General features: G+C 68.4%; 12 protein-coding genes. 3 read left to right on the forward strand and 9 right to left on the reverse strand.

From position 1 onward, the window contains the following. Window positions 1-148 precede the first annotated feature (148 nt). A complete protein-coding gene (locus CF68_RS15425) occupies window positions 149-799 on the reverse strand; it encodes an arylesterase (RefSeq protein ID WP_035820187.1) in 651 nt (216 codons plus the stop codon). Here CF68_RS15425 and CF68_RS15430 point away from each other — a divergent pair. Continuing rightward, complete coding sequence (locus CF68_RS15430) at window positions 798-1,496, forward strand: ABC transporter ATP-binding protein (protein WP_035820189.1); 699 nt, start codon at window positions 798-800, stop codon at window positions 1,494-1,496. The two genes, CF68_RS15425 and CF68_RS15430, sit on opposite strands and share 2 nt — an antisense overlap. Here the strand turns inward: CF68_RS15430 and pgi are convergent. From pgi to CF68_RS15470, 8 genes are all read right to left on the reverse strand, one after another. Then, a complete protein-coding gene (gene pgi / locus CF68_RS15435) occupies window positions 1,493-3,136 on the reverse strand; it encodes a glucose-6-phosphate isomerase (protein WP_035820192.1) in 1,644 nt (547 codons plus the stop codon). The two genes, CF68_RS15430 and pgi, sit on opposite strands and share 4 nt — an antisense overlap. A gap of 137 nt (window positions 3,137-3,273) precedes the next feature. Then, window positions 3,274-4,236, reverse strand: coding sequence for a DMT family transporter (locus CF68_RS15440; RefSeq protein WP_035820194.1), 963 nt, complete (start codon window positions 4,234-4,236; stop codon window positions 3,274-3,276). Then, window positions 4,233-5,819, reverse strand: a complete 1,587-nt coding sequence (locus CF68_RS15445; protein WP_035820197.1) for a bifunctional ADP-dependent NAD(P)H-hydrate dehydratase/NAD(P)H-hydrate epimerase — start codon at window positions 5,817-5,819, stop codon at window positions 4,233-4,235. Before CF68_RS15445 ends, CF68_RS15440 begins: the two co-directional genes overlap by 4 nt. A 6-nt stretch (window positions 5,820-5,825) precedes the next feature. After that, window positions 5,826-7,124, reverse strand: coding sequence for a D-amino acid dehydrogenase (locus CF68_RS15450; RefSeq protein WP_035820199.1), 1,299 nt, complete (start codon window positions 7,122-7,124; stop codon window positions 5,826-5,828). 61 nt (window positions 7,125-7,185) lie between these two features. Next, on the reverse strand, window positions 7,186-8,496 hold the full coding sequence (locus CF68_RS15455; RefSeq protein ID WP_035820201.1) for a TRAP transporter large permease: 1,311 nt from the start codon (window positions 8,494-8,496) through the stop codon (window positions 7,186-7,188). Beyond that, window positions 8,496-9,047, reverse strand: coding sequence for a TRAP transporter small permease subunit (locus CF68_RS15460; protein WP_035820203.1), 552 nt, complete (start codon window positions 9,045-9,047; stop codon window positions 8,496-8,498). The genes CF68_RS15455 and CF68_RS15460 overlap by 1 nt, the downstream gene beginning before the upstream one ends. Before the next feature lie 87 nt (window positions 9,048-9,134). Next, complete coding sequence (locus tag CF68_RS15465; protein WP_035820205.1) at window positions 9,135-10,100, reverse strand: TRAP transporter substrate-binding protein; 966 nt, start codon at window positions 10,098-10,100, stop codon at window positions 9,135-9,137. A 122-nt stretch (window positions 10,101-10,222) separates the two neighbouring features. Then, window positions 10,223-11,587: an amidase gene (locus CF68_RS15470; protein ID WP_035820207.1), complete on the reverse strand. Its 1,365-nt coding sequence runs from the start codon at window positions 11,585-11,587 to the stop codon at window positions 10,223-10,225. A gap of 251 nt (window positions 11,588-11,838) precedes the next feature. Between CF68_RS15470 and CF68_RS15475 the strand changes: the two genes are divergently transcribed. Both CF68_RS15475 and purL read left to right on the forward strand, forming a co-directional pair. Beyond that, a complete protein-coding gene (locus CF68_RS15475; protein ID WP_035820210.1) occupies window positions 11,839-12,444 on the forward strand; it encodes a winged helix DNA-binding protein in 606 nt (201 codons plus the stop codon). Between the two features lie 190 nt (window positions 12,445-12,634). Then, window positions 12,635-16,681, forward strand: a complete 4,047-nt coding sequence (gene purL / locus CF68_RS15480; protein ID WP_035820211.1) for a phosphoribosylformylglycinamidine synthase — start codon at window positions 12,635-12,637, stop codon at window positions 16,679-16,681. Window positions 16,682-16,750: the final 69 nt, after the last annotated feature.

Below are 16,750 nucleotides of genomic sequence, written 5' to 3' on the forward strand. Positions count from 1 at the left end.
AACCGTTGGCCCCGCTTGATGTGGTTCCTTGCTAGCCCCCCCCTCCCCCCACCCCTCTCCCCATGAGGGGAGAGGGAGAACACCTTGCTTAGGCTAGTTCGGATGGCGTTGGAGCACCCAGAACCGTTGGCTTTGTTTTTGCCGCTAGCTATTTGCCACGCTTGAGCATTGGCTTGAGCTGCGGCCACACCGTATCGAGCAGCGCTGGCTGTGCCGCGGCGGTCGGGTGGATGCGGTCGGGCTGGAACCAGTCCTGCCGCGCGATGACGTTGTCGAGGAAGAACGGCACCAGCCGCACCTTGTATTCGCCGGCCAGCTTCGGATACAGCGAGACGAACTTCTCGGTGTAGTCCTGCCCGTAGTTGGGCGGGATGCGCATGCCGATCAGCAGCACGCCCGCGCCGGCCTTCTGTGCCGTGCTGACGATGTTGCGCAGGTTGGCCTCGGTGGTCTGCAGCGGCAATCCGCGCAGCGCGTCGTTGGCGCCAAGCTCCACCACCACGATGGCCGGCCGGTGCCGCGACAGCAGCTCCGGCAGCCGCGTCTTGCCGCCGATGGTGGTCTCGCCGCTGATGCTGGCATTGACAACGCTATAATCGAAGCGCTCCTGCCGCAGGCGGTCCTGCAGCAGCGTGACCCAGCCTGCGCCGCGCGCGATGCCGTACTCGGCGGAGAGGCTGTCGCCAAGCACCAGCAGTGCCGGCGCCGCAGCCTGGGCTGGCGCCCCGGCCGATATCGTCAGTGCCATGCCGGTTGCCAGCAGCAGCCGGCGCCATTTGCCTCGGATCCCAATATCCATGTCTTCTTCCATTCTCGCTGTCGAGTCCCTCGGAAAGACCGTTGCCGACACGACCGGTTCGCTGACGATTTTGCACGACGTGACCTTTTCCGTCACGCCGGGCGAAACGCTCGCCATCGTGGGGGCGTCCGGATCGGGCAAGTCGACGCTGCTCGGGCTGCTGGCGGGGCTGGACCTGCCCAGCACGGGCACGGTACGGCTGCAGGGCCAGGACCTGTTCGCGCTGGACGAGGACCAGCGCGCCGCCGTGCGGGGCCGCCATGTCGGCTTTGTGTTCCAGTCGTTCCAGCTGGTCGGCCACCTGACCGCGCTGGAAAACGTGATGCTGCCGCTGGAGCTGCGCGGCGAAACGTCGCAGGTGCGCGAGCGCGCCCTGGATATGCTGCAGCGTGTGGGCCTGGGCGCGCGGCTGGGGCACTATCCGCGCACGCTGTCGGGCGGCGAGCAGCAGCGCGTGGCGCTGGCGCGCGCGTTCGTGGCGCGCCCGGACATCCTGTTTGCCGACGAGCCCACCGGCAGCCTCGATACCGCCACTGGCGAAGCCGTGATCGCGCTGATGTTCGAGCTTAACCGCGATGCCGGCTCAACGCTGGTGCTGGTCACGCATGACCGCTCGGTGGCGGCGCGCTGTGCCCGCATCCTGACCATCGACGCCGGCCGCGTAGCCAGCGATGAATGGATGGGCGCGGAGGTCTAGCTGGCGGCGCCCGCCTTCAGCACCGCGCGGGCGCGCTCGATCAGCGACGTGGTGGAGGCATCGTGCCGGCCGACGGTATTCCCGGTCAGCTCGGCCTCGATCGGACGGGCCAGGATCTTGCCCAGCTCAACGCCCCACTGGTCGAAGGAATTGATCTTCCAGACCACGCCCTGTACGAAGGTGCGGTGCTCATACAGCGCAATCAGCGCACCCAGCACATGCGGCGTCAGGTTCTCCATCAGCAAGGTGTTGCTGGGGCGGTTGCCCTCGAACACCATATGGGCGATGCGGACTTCGTCCTTCAGGCCGGCGGCACGCAGCTCCTCGGCGGTACGCCCGCGCATCAGCGCCTCGGCCTGCGCGAAGCAGTTGGCCAGCAGCTTGGCGTGATGGCCAGCCAGCCGGCGCGGCGGCACCAGCGGCGCGACAAAATCCACCGGCACCACCTGCGAGCCCTGGTGGATCTGCTGGAAATAGGCATGCTGCCCGTTGGTGCCGGCCGTGCCCCACACCACCGGCGAGGTATGCGTGCGCACGCGCTGCCCGTCAAGCTGCACTGACTTGCCGTTGCTCTCCATCTCCAGCTGCTGCAGGAAGGCGGGAAACAGCTCCAGCGAGGTGGAGTAGGGCGCCATGCAGCTGGTCGGCAGATGCCAGAAATTGCGGTACCAGATGCCCAGCATGCCCAGGATCACCGGCATGTTGCGCTCCAGCGGCGCGGTGCGGAAGTGCTCGTCCATGGCGCGCGCGCCGGCCAGCAGGTCGGCGAAGGCATTGAAGCCTACCGCCAGCGTGATCGACAGGCCGACCGACGACCACAGCGAGAAGCGTCCGCCGATCCAGTCCCAGAACTCGAACATATTGGCCGGGTCGATGCCGAACTCGCGCACCGCTTCGGTATTGGTCGAGACTGCGACGAAATGCTTGGCAAGGTCATGCTCGGCCACGCCGTTGGCGACAAACCAGGCGCGCGCGCTGCGCGCGTTGGCCATGGTTTCCAGCGTGGTGAAGGTCTTGGAGCAGACGATCACCAGCGTCCGTTGCGGGTCGAGCCGCACCAGCGTCTCGGCCAGGTCGGTGCCGTCGACATTGGAAACAAAATGCATGCGCGGCGCGGCATTGTCATCGGCATCGGCCAGGTGCGACAGCGCGCGGCACACCATGCGCGGTCCCAGGTCGGAGCCGCCGATGCCGATATTGATGACATCGGTGATGCGCTCGCCGGTGGCACCCTTCCAGGCGCCGCTGCGCACGCGTTCCGAGAAATCGCGCATGCGTACCAGCACCTTCTGGATTGCCGGCATGACCTGCTCGCCGTCGACCTTGTAGCCGGCGCCGGCAGTCGCGCGCAGCGCTACGTGCAGGGCCGCGCGGTCTTCAGTGGTGTTGATATGCTCGCCCGCAAACATCGCGTCGCGGCGTCTGGTCACGCCGGCCTCGGATGCCAGCTGCACCAGCAGGCGCATGGTTTCGGGCGTGATCCGGTTCTTCGAATAGTCGAGATAGAGCCCGGCGGCTTCCAGGGAGAATTGCGCGACGCGCTGCGCGCCTTCGCCGTCGAACCACTCGCGCATCTGAGCGTCGCGAAGGGTGTCATGGTGCCGCAGCAGGGCGTTCCAGGCGTGAAGGTCGGTGGGCATGCGGGACTAGGAAGTTGGCAGGGGTGCGAGTGCGCGCGGCGGCGCAGACTCGCAAAGTATATCGCCTGCGCCGCGGCACTTTTACCCCTCGGCGTAAGCAACTGTTAACACTTGCAACATAGCAGCATGTGTGCGCGCTAAGTATCAGACATTGTCTGACGTCGCCGGCCAGCGAGCCGGCCCGCGACAGCGCGCAGCACCGGTTCGCCGCCCGCCACGCACAAGCCACCCAGGCAGATGATGCCGATGCCAGCTGCGGTGGTCCAGTCGGGCAACTGGCCGAAGGCCAGGTAGCCGATCACGGTGGCGGACAAGATCTGCAGGTACAGGAAGGGGCTCAGGAACGAGGCATCCGCGTACTGGAAGGCCCGGATGACGAAATAGTGGCCCAGGGACCCGGTGATCCCTGCAGAGAGCAACAGCGCACATTGCATCGGCGTGGGCCACGCGCTGAACCAGAAGAAGGGCACGATCAGCGTGGTCAGGCAAGCGCCGGTGACACCGCTCTGGATCAGCGTGGTCATGGGCAAGTCATGCGCGGCAATGCGGCGCGTCAGCATCTGCATCAGCGCGAACACCAGCGCGGACACCAGGCCCAGGCCGACGCCGAGCGGACTGAGCTGGCCACCCGGGCGCACCACCACCAGCATGCCGGCAAAGCCGACCACCACACCGGTCCAGCGCATCCAGCGGGCATGGCGCCCGGGGCGCTCGCCCAGCAGCCACGGCGACAGCGCCACCACGAACAGGGGCGCGCAGAAATTCAGTGCGGTGGCCTGCGCCAGCGGCATCAGCATCAGCACGCTGAAGAAAACCAGCGTCGAGACCAGCATCAGCCCGCCCCGCAGCCACTGCAGCCCAGGCTTTGCCGGCCGCCACTGGCGCCGCCAGCCGGCGGGGCCGAGCAGCAGGAAGATCGCGACCACATGGCCGACATAGCGCACCCATGCCACCGCCACCAGCGGCAGTCCTTGCTGCGTCAGGGTCTTGCTGGTGGCATCGAGCAGGCTGAGGATCCATTGCCCGATGACCAGCAGCGCGATGCCGGTAAGCAGGTGGCGGCGGTCGGCGGGATCGCGCAGCAGCGCGCCGCGCGTCATGCGCGGGTCCCGGCCAGCAACTGGTTGAAGACGGCGCGCGCCGGCGCGTACAGCTCGCTTGCGGTGACGCCGGCCGGCCCGGTGCCCTGGGCGACGAGGGCATCGGCGGCACGGCCGTGGATCCACACCGCCGCCTGGGCCGCGGCCAGAGGCGCCATGCCTTGTGCGAGCAGCGCGCCCAGCATGCCGGCCAGCACGTCGCCGGTGCCGGCACTGGCAAGTGCCGCATTGCCGGTCGGGTTGAGCGTGCATGGGCTGCCGTCAGGTGCCGCGATCACGGTGCCCGATCCCTTCAGCACGACTACGGCCTGCCATTGCGCGGCCAGTGCCGCGGCGGCAGCGGGCCGGTCGCGCTGCACGTCGGCGACGGGAACGCCCATCAGCCGGGCGGCTTCGAGCGGATGCGGTGTCATCACGCAAGCCGCGCCGCTGGCTGCCAGTGCCCCGGCCAGCGCCGGATCGGCGGCCAGCAGGTTCAAGGCGTCGGCATCCAGCACAAGCGGCAACGGCGCGGCTTGCAGCAGCCGCGCAAACTGCTTGTGTGCGTTGGCATCCGTGCCCATGCCCGGACCGATCACCAGCGCCGACATCGCAGCGAGGGCCAGTGCGTCCACGGCATGCAGCATCAGCTCCGGATGCAGCGGATCGAACAGCGGTGCGGGCTGCGCCAGGAAGCCGATATGCACCTTGCCCGCGCCGAGGAATTGCGCGGCCCTGGCGCCCAGCAGCGGCGCGCCGGTCATACCCAGGTTGCCGCCGATGACCGCCAGCGAGCCATGCGTGCCCTTGTTGCTGGCATGGCGGCGCCGCGGCAGCGCGGTACTGAACAGCGCCGGACCGTTCACCAGGCAATGGGGCGTTTCGTCCGGCGGATAGTCAAGGCCGATCGGCGCGATATCGACCTCGCCGGCGCAGTCGCGCCCGTCCAGCGTCAGCAGCCCGGGCTTGGCGGCGATAAAGGTCAGCGTGCGCTGCGCGCGCACGGCCGGCGCGCCCGCGCCAGTGTCGGCGGACAGGCCGCTGGGGATGTCCAGTGCAAACACAGGCAGCGCGCTGCGGTTGATTTGTCCGATCCACCACGCCATGGTGCCGTCGGCGGGGCGGTTCAGGCCGATGCCGAGCAGGCCGTCGACGATCGCGGCGGTGCCGGCGGGCCAGTCCGCGTCAGGCGAGGCAGCCATGCCCGCGACCACGCTGACCGGCACGCCGGCTGCGTGCGCTTGCTGCCAGGCGGTCGCGGCGTCGGCGGGCAGGCGCTGCGGGTCCGCCGTCAGCCATACCTGCACGGCACGGCCGGCGCTGTGCAATTGCGTAGCGGCGACCAGCGCATCGCCTCCGTTATTGCCGGGGCCCGCCAGGAACAGCAACGGGCCGGCGGGTGCGTGGCAGGCCAGCCAGCGCGCGGCCGCGGCGCCGGCGCGCGACATCAGCGTAAAGGCGGGCAGTTGCGTGAAGGCGGCGTTCTCGATGCGGCGGATGGCGGCGACGTCGTACAGCGGAACCGGTGCGGATGCGGCGGCATCGAGTGCAAACCAGCCGTCGCCGTTTGCGGGCGAGGTGGCGGTAGAGGCAGAGGGTGTCATGTCTGTTTATCTGGCGGGACCCAGGCCGTAGCGGTCGGGCAGCAGGCCCTCCATGTCGATGTCCGGGCCGCCATGGGTGCCGGCGCTGGCGGCGATCTGGTCAGCCGCAATCTTGCCCGATCCGCAGCTCATCGCCCAGCCCGTCGAGCCATGGCCGAGGTTGAGGAACAGGCCGGGCACGGCCGTAGGGCCGATCAGCGGCGGTCCGTCCGGCAGCATTGGCCGGGCGCCCACCCATTGCGTGGCTTCCTGGTAGTTGCCGGCCACCGGGAACCAGTCGCGCGCGACCTTGATCAGCGTATTCAATGCGGCCGGCCGCAGATCAAGCTTGCGTGAGCCCAGCTCGGCCGTGCCGGCCACGCGCAGGCGGTTGCCCATGCGCGTGATCGCGACCTTGTAGGACTCATCCATCAGCGCGCCCAGCGGCGCCTGCAGTTCGTCGCGGACCATCACGGTCACCGAGTAGCCCTTGACCGGATACAGCGGCACGCGCAGGCCCAGCGGGCGCAGCAGCGCGGTGCTGTCGGCGCCTGCCGCGACCAGCACGCGGTCGGCGCTCAGCACCTGGCCGAGGCGCTTCTTGTCGGGGTGCTGCAGCTCGACCTGCAGCTTGCCCGCGTTGTCGGGCCTGACGCGCGCCACCTGGGTGTCGAAGCGAAACGACACGCCCGCGGCCTCGGCATGCCGGTGCAGCGCGCGCACGAACATTGGGCAGTTGCCGGACTCGTCCTCGGGCAGGTGCAGCCCGCCTGCCAGCGGCGTGTCGGCCGCCAGGCCCGGTTCGATGCGGCGGCATTCCTGCGCGCTGACCAGCCGGTGCGGCACGTTGTTCTCGCGCAGCAGGGCCACGGCCGGCGCGGCCAGGTCAAGGTCGCGCGCGGTGCGGAACAGCTGAAGGTAGCCTTGCGACTGCTCGTAGTCGATCTCCAGCTCGCTGCGCAGCCGGTGCAGGCACGCGCGGCTGTAGAACGCCAGCCGCTGCATGCGCAGCTTGTTGGCGCGGTAGCGCTCCAGCTGGCATTCGCGCAGCCAGCGCGCGATCCAGCGCCACATGGCGGGGTCGGCGGAAGGGCGGAACAGGACCGGCGCCTCGCGCGCAAAGAGCGTGCGCAGGATCTTGCCGGGCATGCCCGGCGCGGCCCATGGCGTGACGTAGCCGGGCGCGATCACGCCGGCATTGCCGAAGCTGGCTTCCTGCGCCGGCGCGGCGCGGCGTTCGAGCACGGTCACGTCGAAACCGGCCTGCCGCAGGTACCAGGCGGAACTGACGCCGATCGCGCCGGCGCCGATGACGATCACATGCATCGGACTGGGACCCTCCATATTGCCGCGCCGGCGGCGAATGGCCGGGCGGGGCCGGCCAATGCTATTTGACTTCCTGCTGCATGACAATGTCCGGCAGCCAGGTCACCACGTCTGGCCAGATCGTGACGATGGCGATCGCCACCACCATCATCATGAAAAAGGGCAGCGAGACCCGTGCTATGTAATTGCTGTCCTTGCCTGTCATGCTCTGTAGCACGAACAGGTTGAAGCCCACCGGTGGTGTCACCTCGGCGATCTCCACCAGCAGCACGATGAAGATGCCAAACCAGACCAGGTCGAAGCCGGCCGCCTGCACCATCGGCAGCACCGTCGCCGTGGTCAGCGCGATCATCGAGATGCCGTCCAGCGCCGTGCCCAGCACGATGTAGATCACTGTCAGCACGGCGATCAGCGCCCACGGCGACAGGTGCATCGCCGCCACCCATTCCGCCAGTGCGCGCGGGATGCCGGTAAAGCTCATGGTCACCGACAGGAACGAGGTCGCGCCCAGCACGAACATAATCATCGCGGTCAGCCGCGTGGCCGACATCAGGCTGTCCCAGAACGCCGCGCGCGTAAGCGACCCGCCCGCCCACGCCAGCGCCAGCGAGGCCACCACGCCATAGGCGGCGGCCTCGGTCGCGGTGGAGTAGCCGGTCACCATGATCGCGGTGATAAAGGCGATCAGCACGATGCACGGCAGCAGCTGGCGGATCGATGCCAGCCGCGCACGCCAGTTGAAGTGCTCCGACGGCGGGGTCTTGTCCGGGTTGGCCAGCGCCCAGACCACGATGTAGCCGGAGAACAGCAGCATCAGCAGCAGGCCGGGTATGAAGCCCGCCAGGAACACGCGGATGATCGACACGTCCGCCGACACCGCGTACACCACCATCGTGATCGACGGCGGGATCAGGATGCCGAGCGTGCCGGCGCAGGACAGCGAGCCGAGCGTGGTGCGCTCGTCGTAGCCGCGCCGCGTGAGTTCCGGCAGCGCCGACTTGGCGATGGTGGCGCAGGTGGCCGCCGACGACCCCGACACCGAGCCGAAGATGCCGCAGCCCAGGATATTGACGTGCATCAGCCGCCCCGGCAGCCAGCTCAGCCAGGGCGACAACCCGCTGAACATCTGCTCGGACAGCTTGGTGCGGAACAGGATCTCGCCCATCCAGACAAAGAGGGGCAGCGATGCCAGCGTGTAAGAGGCGCTCGACGACCACCATGCGTTGGCCAGGCTGACCAGCGCCTCGCGGTCCGAGAACACCACCAGCCCGACCCATGAGGTGACCGCAATGGCCACGGGGATCCACGCGCCGATCGCCAGGAAGACGATCATCACCAGCAGCAGGATCAGTGCAATGACGACTGTGCTCATCAGACCGTCTCCCCGAAATCGCCGGCGGCGAGCTTTTCTTCATGGGCCACCTGGTAGCGCGGCTTCTGCCCGCGCACCACGCGCAGCCATTCATCGGCGACCGCCAGCAGGAAGCCGACGCAGCCAAGCACCGCGAAGCTCTGCGGAATCCACAGCGGGATCACGATCTGGCCCTGCGAGACGTCGCCGATTTCCCAGCTCTGCCACGCAAAGGTGCCCAGCGCCCAGGCCGCGTAGGCGGCAAATGCCAGGCAGATGGTCAGCGAGACCAGTTCCAGCACCTGGCGCCGGCGCGGGCCGACGGCCCCCAGCAGCATCTCGACGCGCACGATGCCGCCATGCTGGAAGGTCTGGCCAAGGATCAGGAAGGCGGACGCCGCGCACAGCCAGGCGACGATGTCATCGCCGCCCTTGAAGATCACCGAGGTCTCCCGCGACAGCGACATCAGGATCATGATCACGCAGACGGCGAGGATGCACAGCGCGCCGAGCACGGCAAAGAGGTCAAGCAGGCGGTCGAGCCAGCGCTTGGAGGAGGGGGCAGTTGGCATGATGGACGGCGTCAGGGAGGGAGGGGGCTCCCCGCCATGCCAGCCTGCGCGGCGAGGGCGGGGAGTTCATGGAGGCGGGCAGGCCGCCTACTTGCGGTAGGCGTCCAGGATGGCCTTGCCGTCCTCGCCCGCGCCCTTGGCCCAGTCATCCACCATGGTCTGGCCCACCTTCTGCATGTCGGACTTGAGCTGCGGCGAAGGCGGCTGCACCGTCATGCCGTTGCGCGACAGGGTTGCCAGGTACTCCCTGGTCTTCTGCTCCGACACCTGCCAGCCGCGCTTCTCGGCATCGGCGACGGCCTTGAGCAGGGCGTCCTGGGTCGGCTTGTCCAGTGCCGCGAACGCCTTCTTGCTGACTACCAGCATGTTCTTGGGCAGCCAGGCGTCCACGGTGTAGAAGTACTTCACGCTCTCCCACACCTTGGTGTCGACGCCGGTGGCGCCCGACGACATGAAGGAGTTGACCGTGCCCGTGGCCAGCGCCTGCGCCAGGTCGGCAGCCTGGATGGTCACCGGCTGGGCGCTGACCAGCTCGGCGATGCGCGAGGTGGCCGGGTTGTACGCGCGCCATTTCAGGCCCTTCATGTCCGCCGCCGAATTGATCGGCTTGTTGGCATAGATGCCCTGCGGCGGCCAGGCGACCGCGTACAGTAGCTTCATGCCTTGCTTGTCGAGCACCTTCTCGGTGACCGGGCGCGAGGCCTGCCACAGCTTGTAGGCATCGGTGTAGCTGGTGGCCAGGAACGGCACCGCGTCGACGCCGAACACCGGATTCTCGTTGGCCAGCAGGGACATCAGGATCTCGCCCATCTGCACCTGGCCGGTCTGCACGCCGCGCTTGATCTCGTTGGCCTTGAGCAGCGACCCATTGGGATGCAGCACGATCTTGAGCTTGCCGCCGGTGGCCTTGTCCACGTCGTTGGCCATCTGCTGCAGGTTCGCGGTGTGCAGGTTGCTGACCGGATAACCGGTCGGCAGGTCCCACTTGGTATCCGCCTGTGCCGCCACGGCGGCCAGCATCAGGCCGGCCGCAACGATTGCCTTGACTCGCATCTCGATCTCTCCTGGTGTGCGCGCGGGGGCGCGGTGGTACTGCTGGTTGCGTACTACCTGGTGCCGATCGCGCCCGCATTGGCGGGCACGTCGGCGCAAGATCAACGGCGCGGCGGCAGGGCTCAGTCGTCGCGCTGTGAAGGTTGCACGATGCGTTCCAACGCAAGGGCCGTGCCCAGCAGGTCGGCATCGCGCATCGGGCCGTGCGACAGCATCAGGCCCACGGGCAGCTCGTCCGGCGCGTGGCAGGGCATCGAGATCGAGCAGCCGTCGAGGAAATTGAAGGCCGAGGTATTGCGCAGCAGCAGGGCATTGACGCGGAAGAACTGCGCATCATCGGTGCGCAGCGGCGCAATCTCGGGCGCGACCATCGGCACGGTCGGGCAGACCACGGCGTCGAACCGGGCCAGGCGCGCTTCCATGCGGGCGATCCAGTCCAGCCGGGCGCGGCCCAGGTCGATATAGTCGGCGGCGCTGACATTGGCGCCGCGGTCGATGCGCGAGGCCACGCGCGGGTCGTACAGGTCGCGCCGGGCGGCCAGCAGGTGGCGGTGGATGGCAAAGGCTTCGGCCGAGCTGAAGCCGCCCTGGGCGTTCAGGGCCGCCAGTTCGCCGAGCTCGGGCAGGTCGACATGCTCCAGTTGCACGCCGGCGGCCGACAGCCGGCCCAGCGCGCGGTCAAAGGCGCGCGCCACCACCGGGTCGAGGTCGTCCAGCAGGACCTGGCGCGGGATCGCCAGCCGCGTGGCGGCGGGGTTGGTGACGCGCGGGATCACTGCGCTGTCCGCGATCACGCTGTCCACGGCAATGCAGTCGCTGACCGTGCGCGCCATCGCGCAGGCGGTGTCGAGCGTGTAGGACAGCGGAAAGGCCCCCGTCAGCGGCACGCGCCGCGTGGTGGGCTTGAAGCCGGTGATGCCGCACAGCGCGGCGGGGATGCGGATGGAGCCGCCGGTGTCGCTGCCAAGCGCCGCGACCGCCAGCCCCAGCGCCACCGAAACGGCCGCACCCGACGACGAGCCGCCCGGGATGCGCGCCACGCCATCGGTGCCGGCCGGGTTGGCCGGCGTGCCGTAGTGGGGATTGATGCCCACGCCCGAGAACGCGAACTCCGTCATGTTGGTGCGCCCGACCAGGGCTGCGCCTGCAGCGCGCAGGCGGGCGACCACGGTGGCGTCCGCCGCGGCCGGCGCGGCATCCTTGCGCACCAGCGAGGCCGCGCTGGTCACTTCGCCGGCCACGTCGTACAGGTCCTTGACCGAAACCGGCAGCCCCGCCAGCGGATGCAGCGCCTTGCCGGCGCGGCCGGCGGCATCGGCTGCGCGCGCGACCTGGGCCGCGGCCTCGAAGGTGCTGTGCAGGAACACGGCCTCGGCAGCCGGCGTGGCGGCAAGCGCGGCCGCCTGCTCGATGATCTGCGCACGGCTGGTGGCGCCGTCGCGCAGGCGGGTGTTCAGGGTATCGAGGTCGGGAAGCATGGATGGCATGGGGTCTGCAAATGGGGTGCGAGGGCGGGGCGGGCACCGCCATGGTGGCGGCCGCCTGCCAGCACGGGGAAGGGCGCGGTGCACATGCGCAGGGCCAGTCGTGGCCGGCGTCCTCCCTCATGCTTTACCTGTATTTATTAGGTGTTCATGCTCATAATTCGCCAATAAACTGTCAAGCTAAAATTGCCAGGGCGCGCTCCGGGCTTATACCTAGCACCGCCAGCGCCGCCCCATCGAAAGGAGTTTCCCGCATGCCACGCAAGCCAGCCGACAGCGGGCACACCGCCGCCGCCGTGGCCGATGCCCCTGCCGTTGCCGGTAAGGCAAGGCCGGCCACCGCGCTGTCGCGCGCGGCCGGGGCCAATATCGTGTCGTCCTCGCACCTGGTGTCGGTGCGCAGCCCCGAGCTGTCCGAGTTCGAGTTCGGGCTGAACACCGCCTACAACGCCTACAGCCGCTGGGTGGTGCGCTGCATGGGCGCGGCCGGCGTGCGCGACCTGACCTTCCTGGACGTGCTGGTGCTGCATCACGTGAACCATCGCGGCCGGCCCAAGCGGCTGGCCGATATCTGCTTCGTGCTGAACGTGGAAGATACGCACCTGGTGACCTATGCGCTGAAGAAGCTGCAGGGGCTGGGGCTGGTGAGCGGGGAGCGGGTCGGCAAGGAGGCCACTTATTCGACCACCCCGGCCGGCGCCGAGGCCTGCGCGCGCTACCGCGAGATCCGCGAACAATGCCTGACCAGCAACTTCACCGAAGGTAGCGAAGAGAATGCCGAGATCGGGGAGCTCGCCCGGCTGATGCGGGTGCTGACCGGCCTGTACGAGCAGGCCGCGCGCTCGGCGACGTCACTCTGAGCCGTCCATTCGGTCAAAGTGACGCATAAGCATTATCAGGATGGGCAGTAACACGGCCCCGTCGTGATGTCGCAGTGCAAAATCCGGGTGCCGGCAAGGTACAATAGCGGTTTCCCGCCAGTCGGCACCCCATGCAGCGGTGCCGGCTAAGCAGCAGCCCCTACCTCACCGCCTCCCGACCGCTACGATCATGGCGCATTTCTCGTGCTTCCCCGGCGCTTTGGCGCTTTCCGCCTTCCGTCAGCAACGCCTGCTCACCGCCCTGCGGCAGATCGACGCCGATATTGAATCGGTGCATGGCCAGTTCCTGCACTTTGTTGACGCACAGACGCCGCTGTCGGCCGAAGAGCAGTCCCGCGTGGCGGCGCTGCTGACCTACGGCGCGCCGTTCGCCGATCAGGCCGACGGCGACCGCTTTGTGGTGATCCCGCGCTTCGGCACGATCTCGCCGTGGGCCAGCAAGGCCACCGACATTGCCCATAACTGCGGCCTCACGCATATCCACCGCATCGAGCGCGGCATCGAGATCACCGTGATCTGCAAGAAGGGCCTGCTGCGTGGCCGCAAGACGCTGGACGCGGACACCCGCGCCGCCGTTGCCGCGCACCTGTTCGACCGCATGACCGAGACCGTGGTCGCCACGCGTGACGATGCCGCCGGCCTGTTCCAGGAACTGCCGGCCAAGCCGCTGCGCTTTATCGACATCTCGGCCGGGCGCGGCGCGCTGGCCGCGGCCAACGTCGAGATGGGCCTGGCGCTGTCCGAGGACGAGATCGACTACCTGGTCGAAGCCTACGGCAAGCTGGAGCGCAATCCGACCGACGTCGAGCTGATGATGTTCGCGCAGGCCAACAGCGAGCACTGCCGCCACAAGATCTTCAACGCCACCTGGACCATCGACGGCGTGCAGCAGGACAAGTCGCTGTTCGCGATGATCCGCAATACGCACCAGCTCAATCCGCAGGGCTCGATCGTGGCCTACTCGGACAACTCCGCGGTGATGGAAGGCGACGTGGCCGAGCGCTGGTTCCCGCGCGGCGATGACCACAAGTACGGCCGCCACGAGGCGCTGACGCACACGCTGATGAAGGTGGAGACGCACAACCACCCGACCGCGATCTCGCCGTTCCCCGGGGCCTCCACCGGCGCCGGCGGTGAAATCCGCGACGAGGGCGCGACCGGCCGCGGCGCCAAGCCCAAGGCCGGCCTGACCGGCTTCACGGTATCCAACCTGATGCTGCCCGAGGCGGTCGAGTCCTGGGAGAACGACCGCGACGCCGCTCAGCCGGTGGCGCACCGCAACCCGGACGACAAGCCCGGCGTGACCGGCAAGCCGGACCGCATCGCCTCGCCGCTGCAGATCATGATCGACGGGCCGCTCGGCGGCGCCGCCTTCAACAACGAGTTCGGCCGCGCCAACCTGGGCGGCTACTTCCGCGTCTACGAGCAGAACGTCGGCGGCACCGTGCGCGGCTACCACAAGCCGATCATGATCGCCGGCGGTATCGGCAGCATCGACGCCTCGCACACGCACAAGAACCCGCTGCCGGCCGGCACGCTGCTGATCCAGCTGGGCGGCCCGGGCATGCGCATCGGCATGGGCGGCGGCGCCGCCAGCTCGATGGCGACCGGCACCAATACCGCCGACCTGGACTTCGATTCGGTCCAGCGCGGCAACCCCGAGATGGAGCGCCGCGCACAGGAAGTGATCAACGCGTGCTGGCAGCTCGGCGACGCCAACCCGATCCTGTCGATCCACGACGTCGGCGCGGGCGGCATCTCCAACGCATTCCCTGAACTGGTGGACGGCGCCGACCGCGGCGCGCGCTTCGACCTGCGCCAGGTGCACCTGGAAGAGTCCGGCCTGTCGCCGGCCGAGATCTGGTGCAACGAGTCGCAGGAGCGCTATGTGCTGGCGATCGCGCCGGACAGCTTCCCGCAGTTCCAGGCCATGTGCCAGCGCGAGCGCTCGCCGTTCGCGGTGGTTGGCATCGCCACCGAAGAAAAGCAGCTGCAGCTGGTCGACGCCAGCGTCGACGCCGCGCTCAAGGAGCACTACGCCGTCGACATGCCGATGGACGTGCTGCTGGGCAAGCCGCCGCGCATGCATCGCGACGTCAAGCGCGTGGAAGAGGCATTGCCGGCCGTGGACGTGACCGGCATCAGCCTGGAGCAGGCGGTGCGCGACGTGCTGCGCCATCCGACCGTGGCCAGCAAGTCGTTCCTGATCAGCATTGGCGACCGCACCGTGGGCGGCATGAACGCGCGCGACCAGATGGTCGGCCCGTGGCAGGTGCCGGTTGCCGACGTGGCCGTGACCACGCTCGACTACCAGGGCAAGGCCGGCGAGGCCATGACCATGGGCGAGCGCACCCCGCTGGCCGTGATCAACGCGCCGGCCTCCGGCCGCATGGCAATCGGCGAAGCCCTGACCAACCTGGCCGCCGCGCCGGTCAAGGACCTGGGCAAGGTCAAGCTGTCGGCCAACTGGATGGCGGCCTGCGGCGTGGAAGGCGAAGACGCCAAGCTGTATGACACCGTGCACGCCGTCGGCATGGAACTGTGCCCGGCGCTTGGCATCAGCATCCCGGTCGGCAAGGATTCGCTGTCGATGCGCACCAAGTGGCAGGACGACGGCGTCAACAAGGAAGTGGTCGCGCCGGTATCGCTGATCATCTCGGCCTTTGCCGCGGTGGACGACGTCAACCGCACGCTGACCCCGCAACTGCGCACCGACGCCGGCGACACCGTGCTGATCGCCGTCGACCTGGGCCGTGGCAAGAACCGCATGGCCGGCAGCATCCTGGCGCAGGTCATGCAGCAGGTGGGCGACAGCGCCCCCGACGTCGACAATGCCGAGGACCTGAAGAACTTCTTCAACGTGATCCAGCGCCTGAACCGCGAAGGCAAGCTGCTGGCCTATCACGACCGTTCCGACGGCGGCTTCATGGCTGCGCTGGCGGAAATGGCCTTTGCCGGCCACTGCGGCATCTCGCTCAACGTCGACATGCTGGCGCTGGACCCGCAGCAGGAGCAGGACTACGGCGACGCCAAGAACTGGGCGCAGCAGATCGCCGAGCGCCGCAACGACCAGACCCTGCGCGCGCTGTTCTCGGAAGAGCTGGGCGCGGTGGTGCAGGTGCGCATGGAAGACCGCGACACGGTCTTCGCCGTGCTGCGCGAAGCCGGCCTGTCGGCCTGCAGCCATGTGGTGGGCAAGCCCAACGCGACCGACCAGATCGAGGTCTACCGCGACGCCAAGAAGGTCTTCGGCGCCTCGCGCACCGACCTGCAGCGCAACTGGAGCGAGGTCAGCTGGCGCATCGCGCGCCTGCGCGACAACCCGGCCTGCGCCGACAGCGAATATGACCGCCTGCTGGATGCCGCCGACCCCGGCATCAGCCCGGTGCTGACCTTCGATGCGGCCGAAGACATCGCCGCACCGTTCATCGCCACCGGCGCCCGTCCGCGCGTGGCGATCCTGCGCGAGCAGGGCGTCAATTCGCAGGTCGAGATGGCGTACAGCATGGACCGCGCCGGCTTCGATACGCACGACGTGCACATGAGCGACCTGATCGCCGGCCGCGCCAACCTGGCCGACTTCAGCGGTTTCGTTGCCTGCGGCGGCTTCAGCTACGGCGACGTGCTGGGTGCGGGCGAGGGCTGGGCCAAGACCATCCTGTTCAACGCGCAGATGGCCGAGCAGTTCGCTGCCTTCTTCAACCGCCAGGACACTTTCGCACTGGGCGTTTGCAACGGCTGCCAGATGATGAGCAACCTGGCCCCGATCATCCCGGGCGCGGGTGCGTGGCCCAAGTTCACGCGCAACCAGTCGGAACAGTACGAAGCGCGCTACGTGACCGTGGAAGTGCAGTCCTCGCCGTCGATCTTCTTCGCCGGCATGGAAGGCAGCCGCATTCCGATCGTGGTCGCCCACGGCGAAGGGTTTGCCGACTTCTCGCAGCAGGGCAATATCGACCAGGCCCACGTGGCGCTGCGCTTTGTCGACAACTACGGTGCGGTCACGCAGGCCTATCCGCTCAACCCGAACGGCTCGCCCGACGGCATCACTTCGGTGACGACCGTGGATGGCCGCTTCACCGTGCTGATGCCGCACCCGGAGCGCGTGTTCCGTGCCGCGACCATGAGCTGGGCGCCGGACGCGTGGAAGCAGGTTGCCGATGGCGGCAGCCCGTGGATGCGGATGTTCCGCAATGCGCGGAAGTGGGTGGGGTAAGCATCAGCCCAGGGCCTGCGCCCTTCGTCCCAACCAAGAGCCACCGGCAGCGCCGGTGGCTTTTTAGTT

The organism is Cupriavidus sp. SK-4, from assembly GCF_000611125.1.
Classification (GTDB): domain Bacteria; phylum Pseudomonadota; class Gammaproteobacteria; order Burkholderiales; family Burkholderiaceae; genus Cupriavidus; species Cupriavidus necator.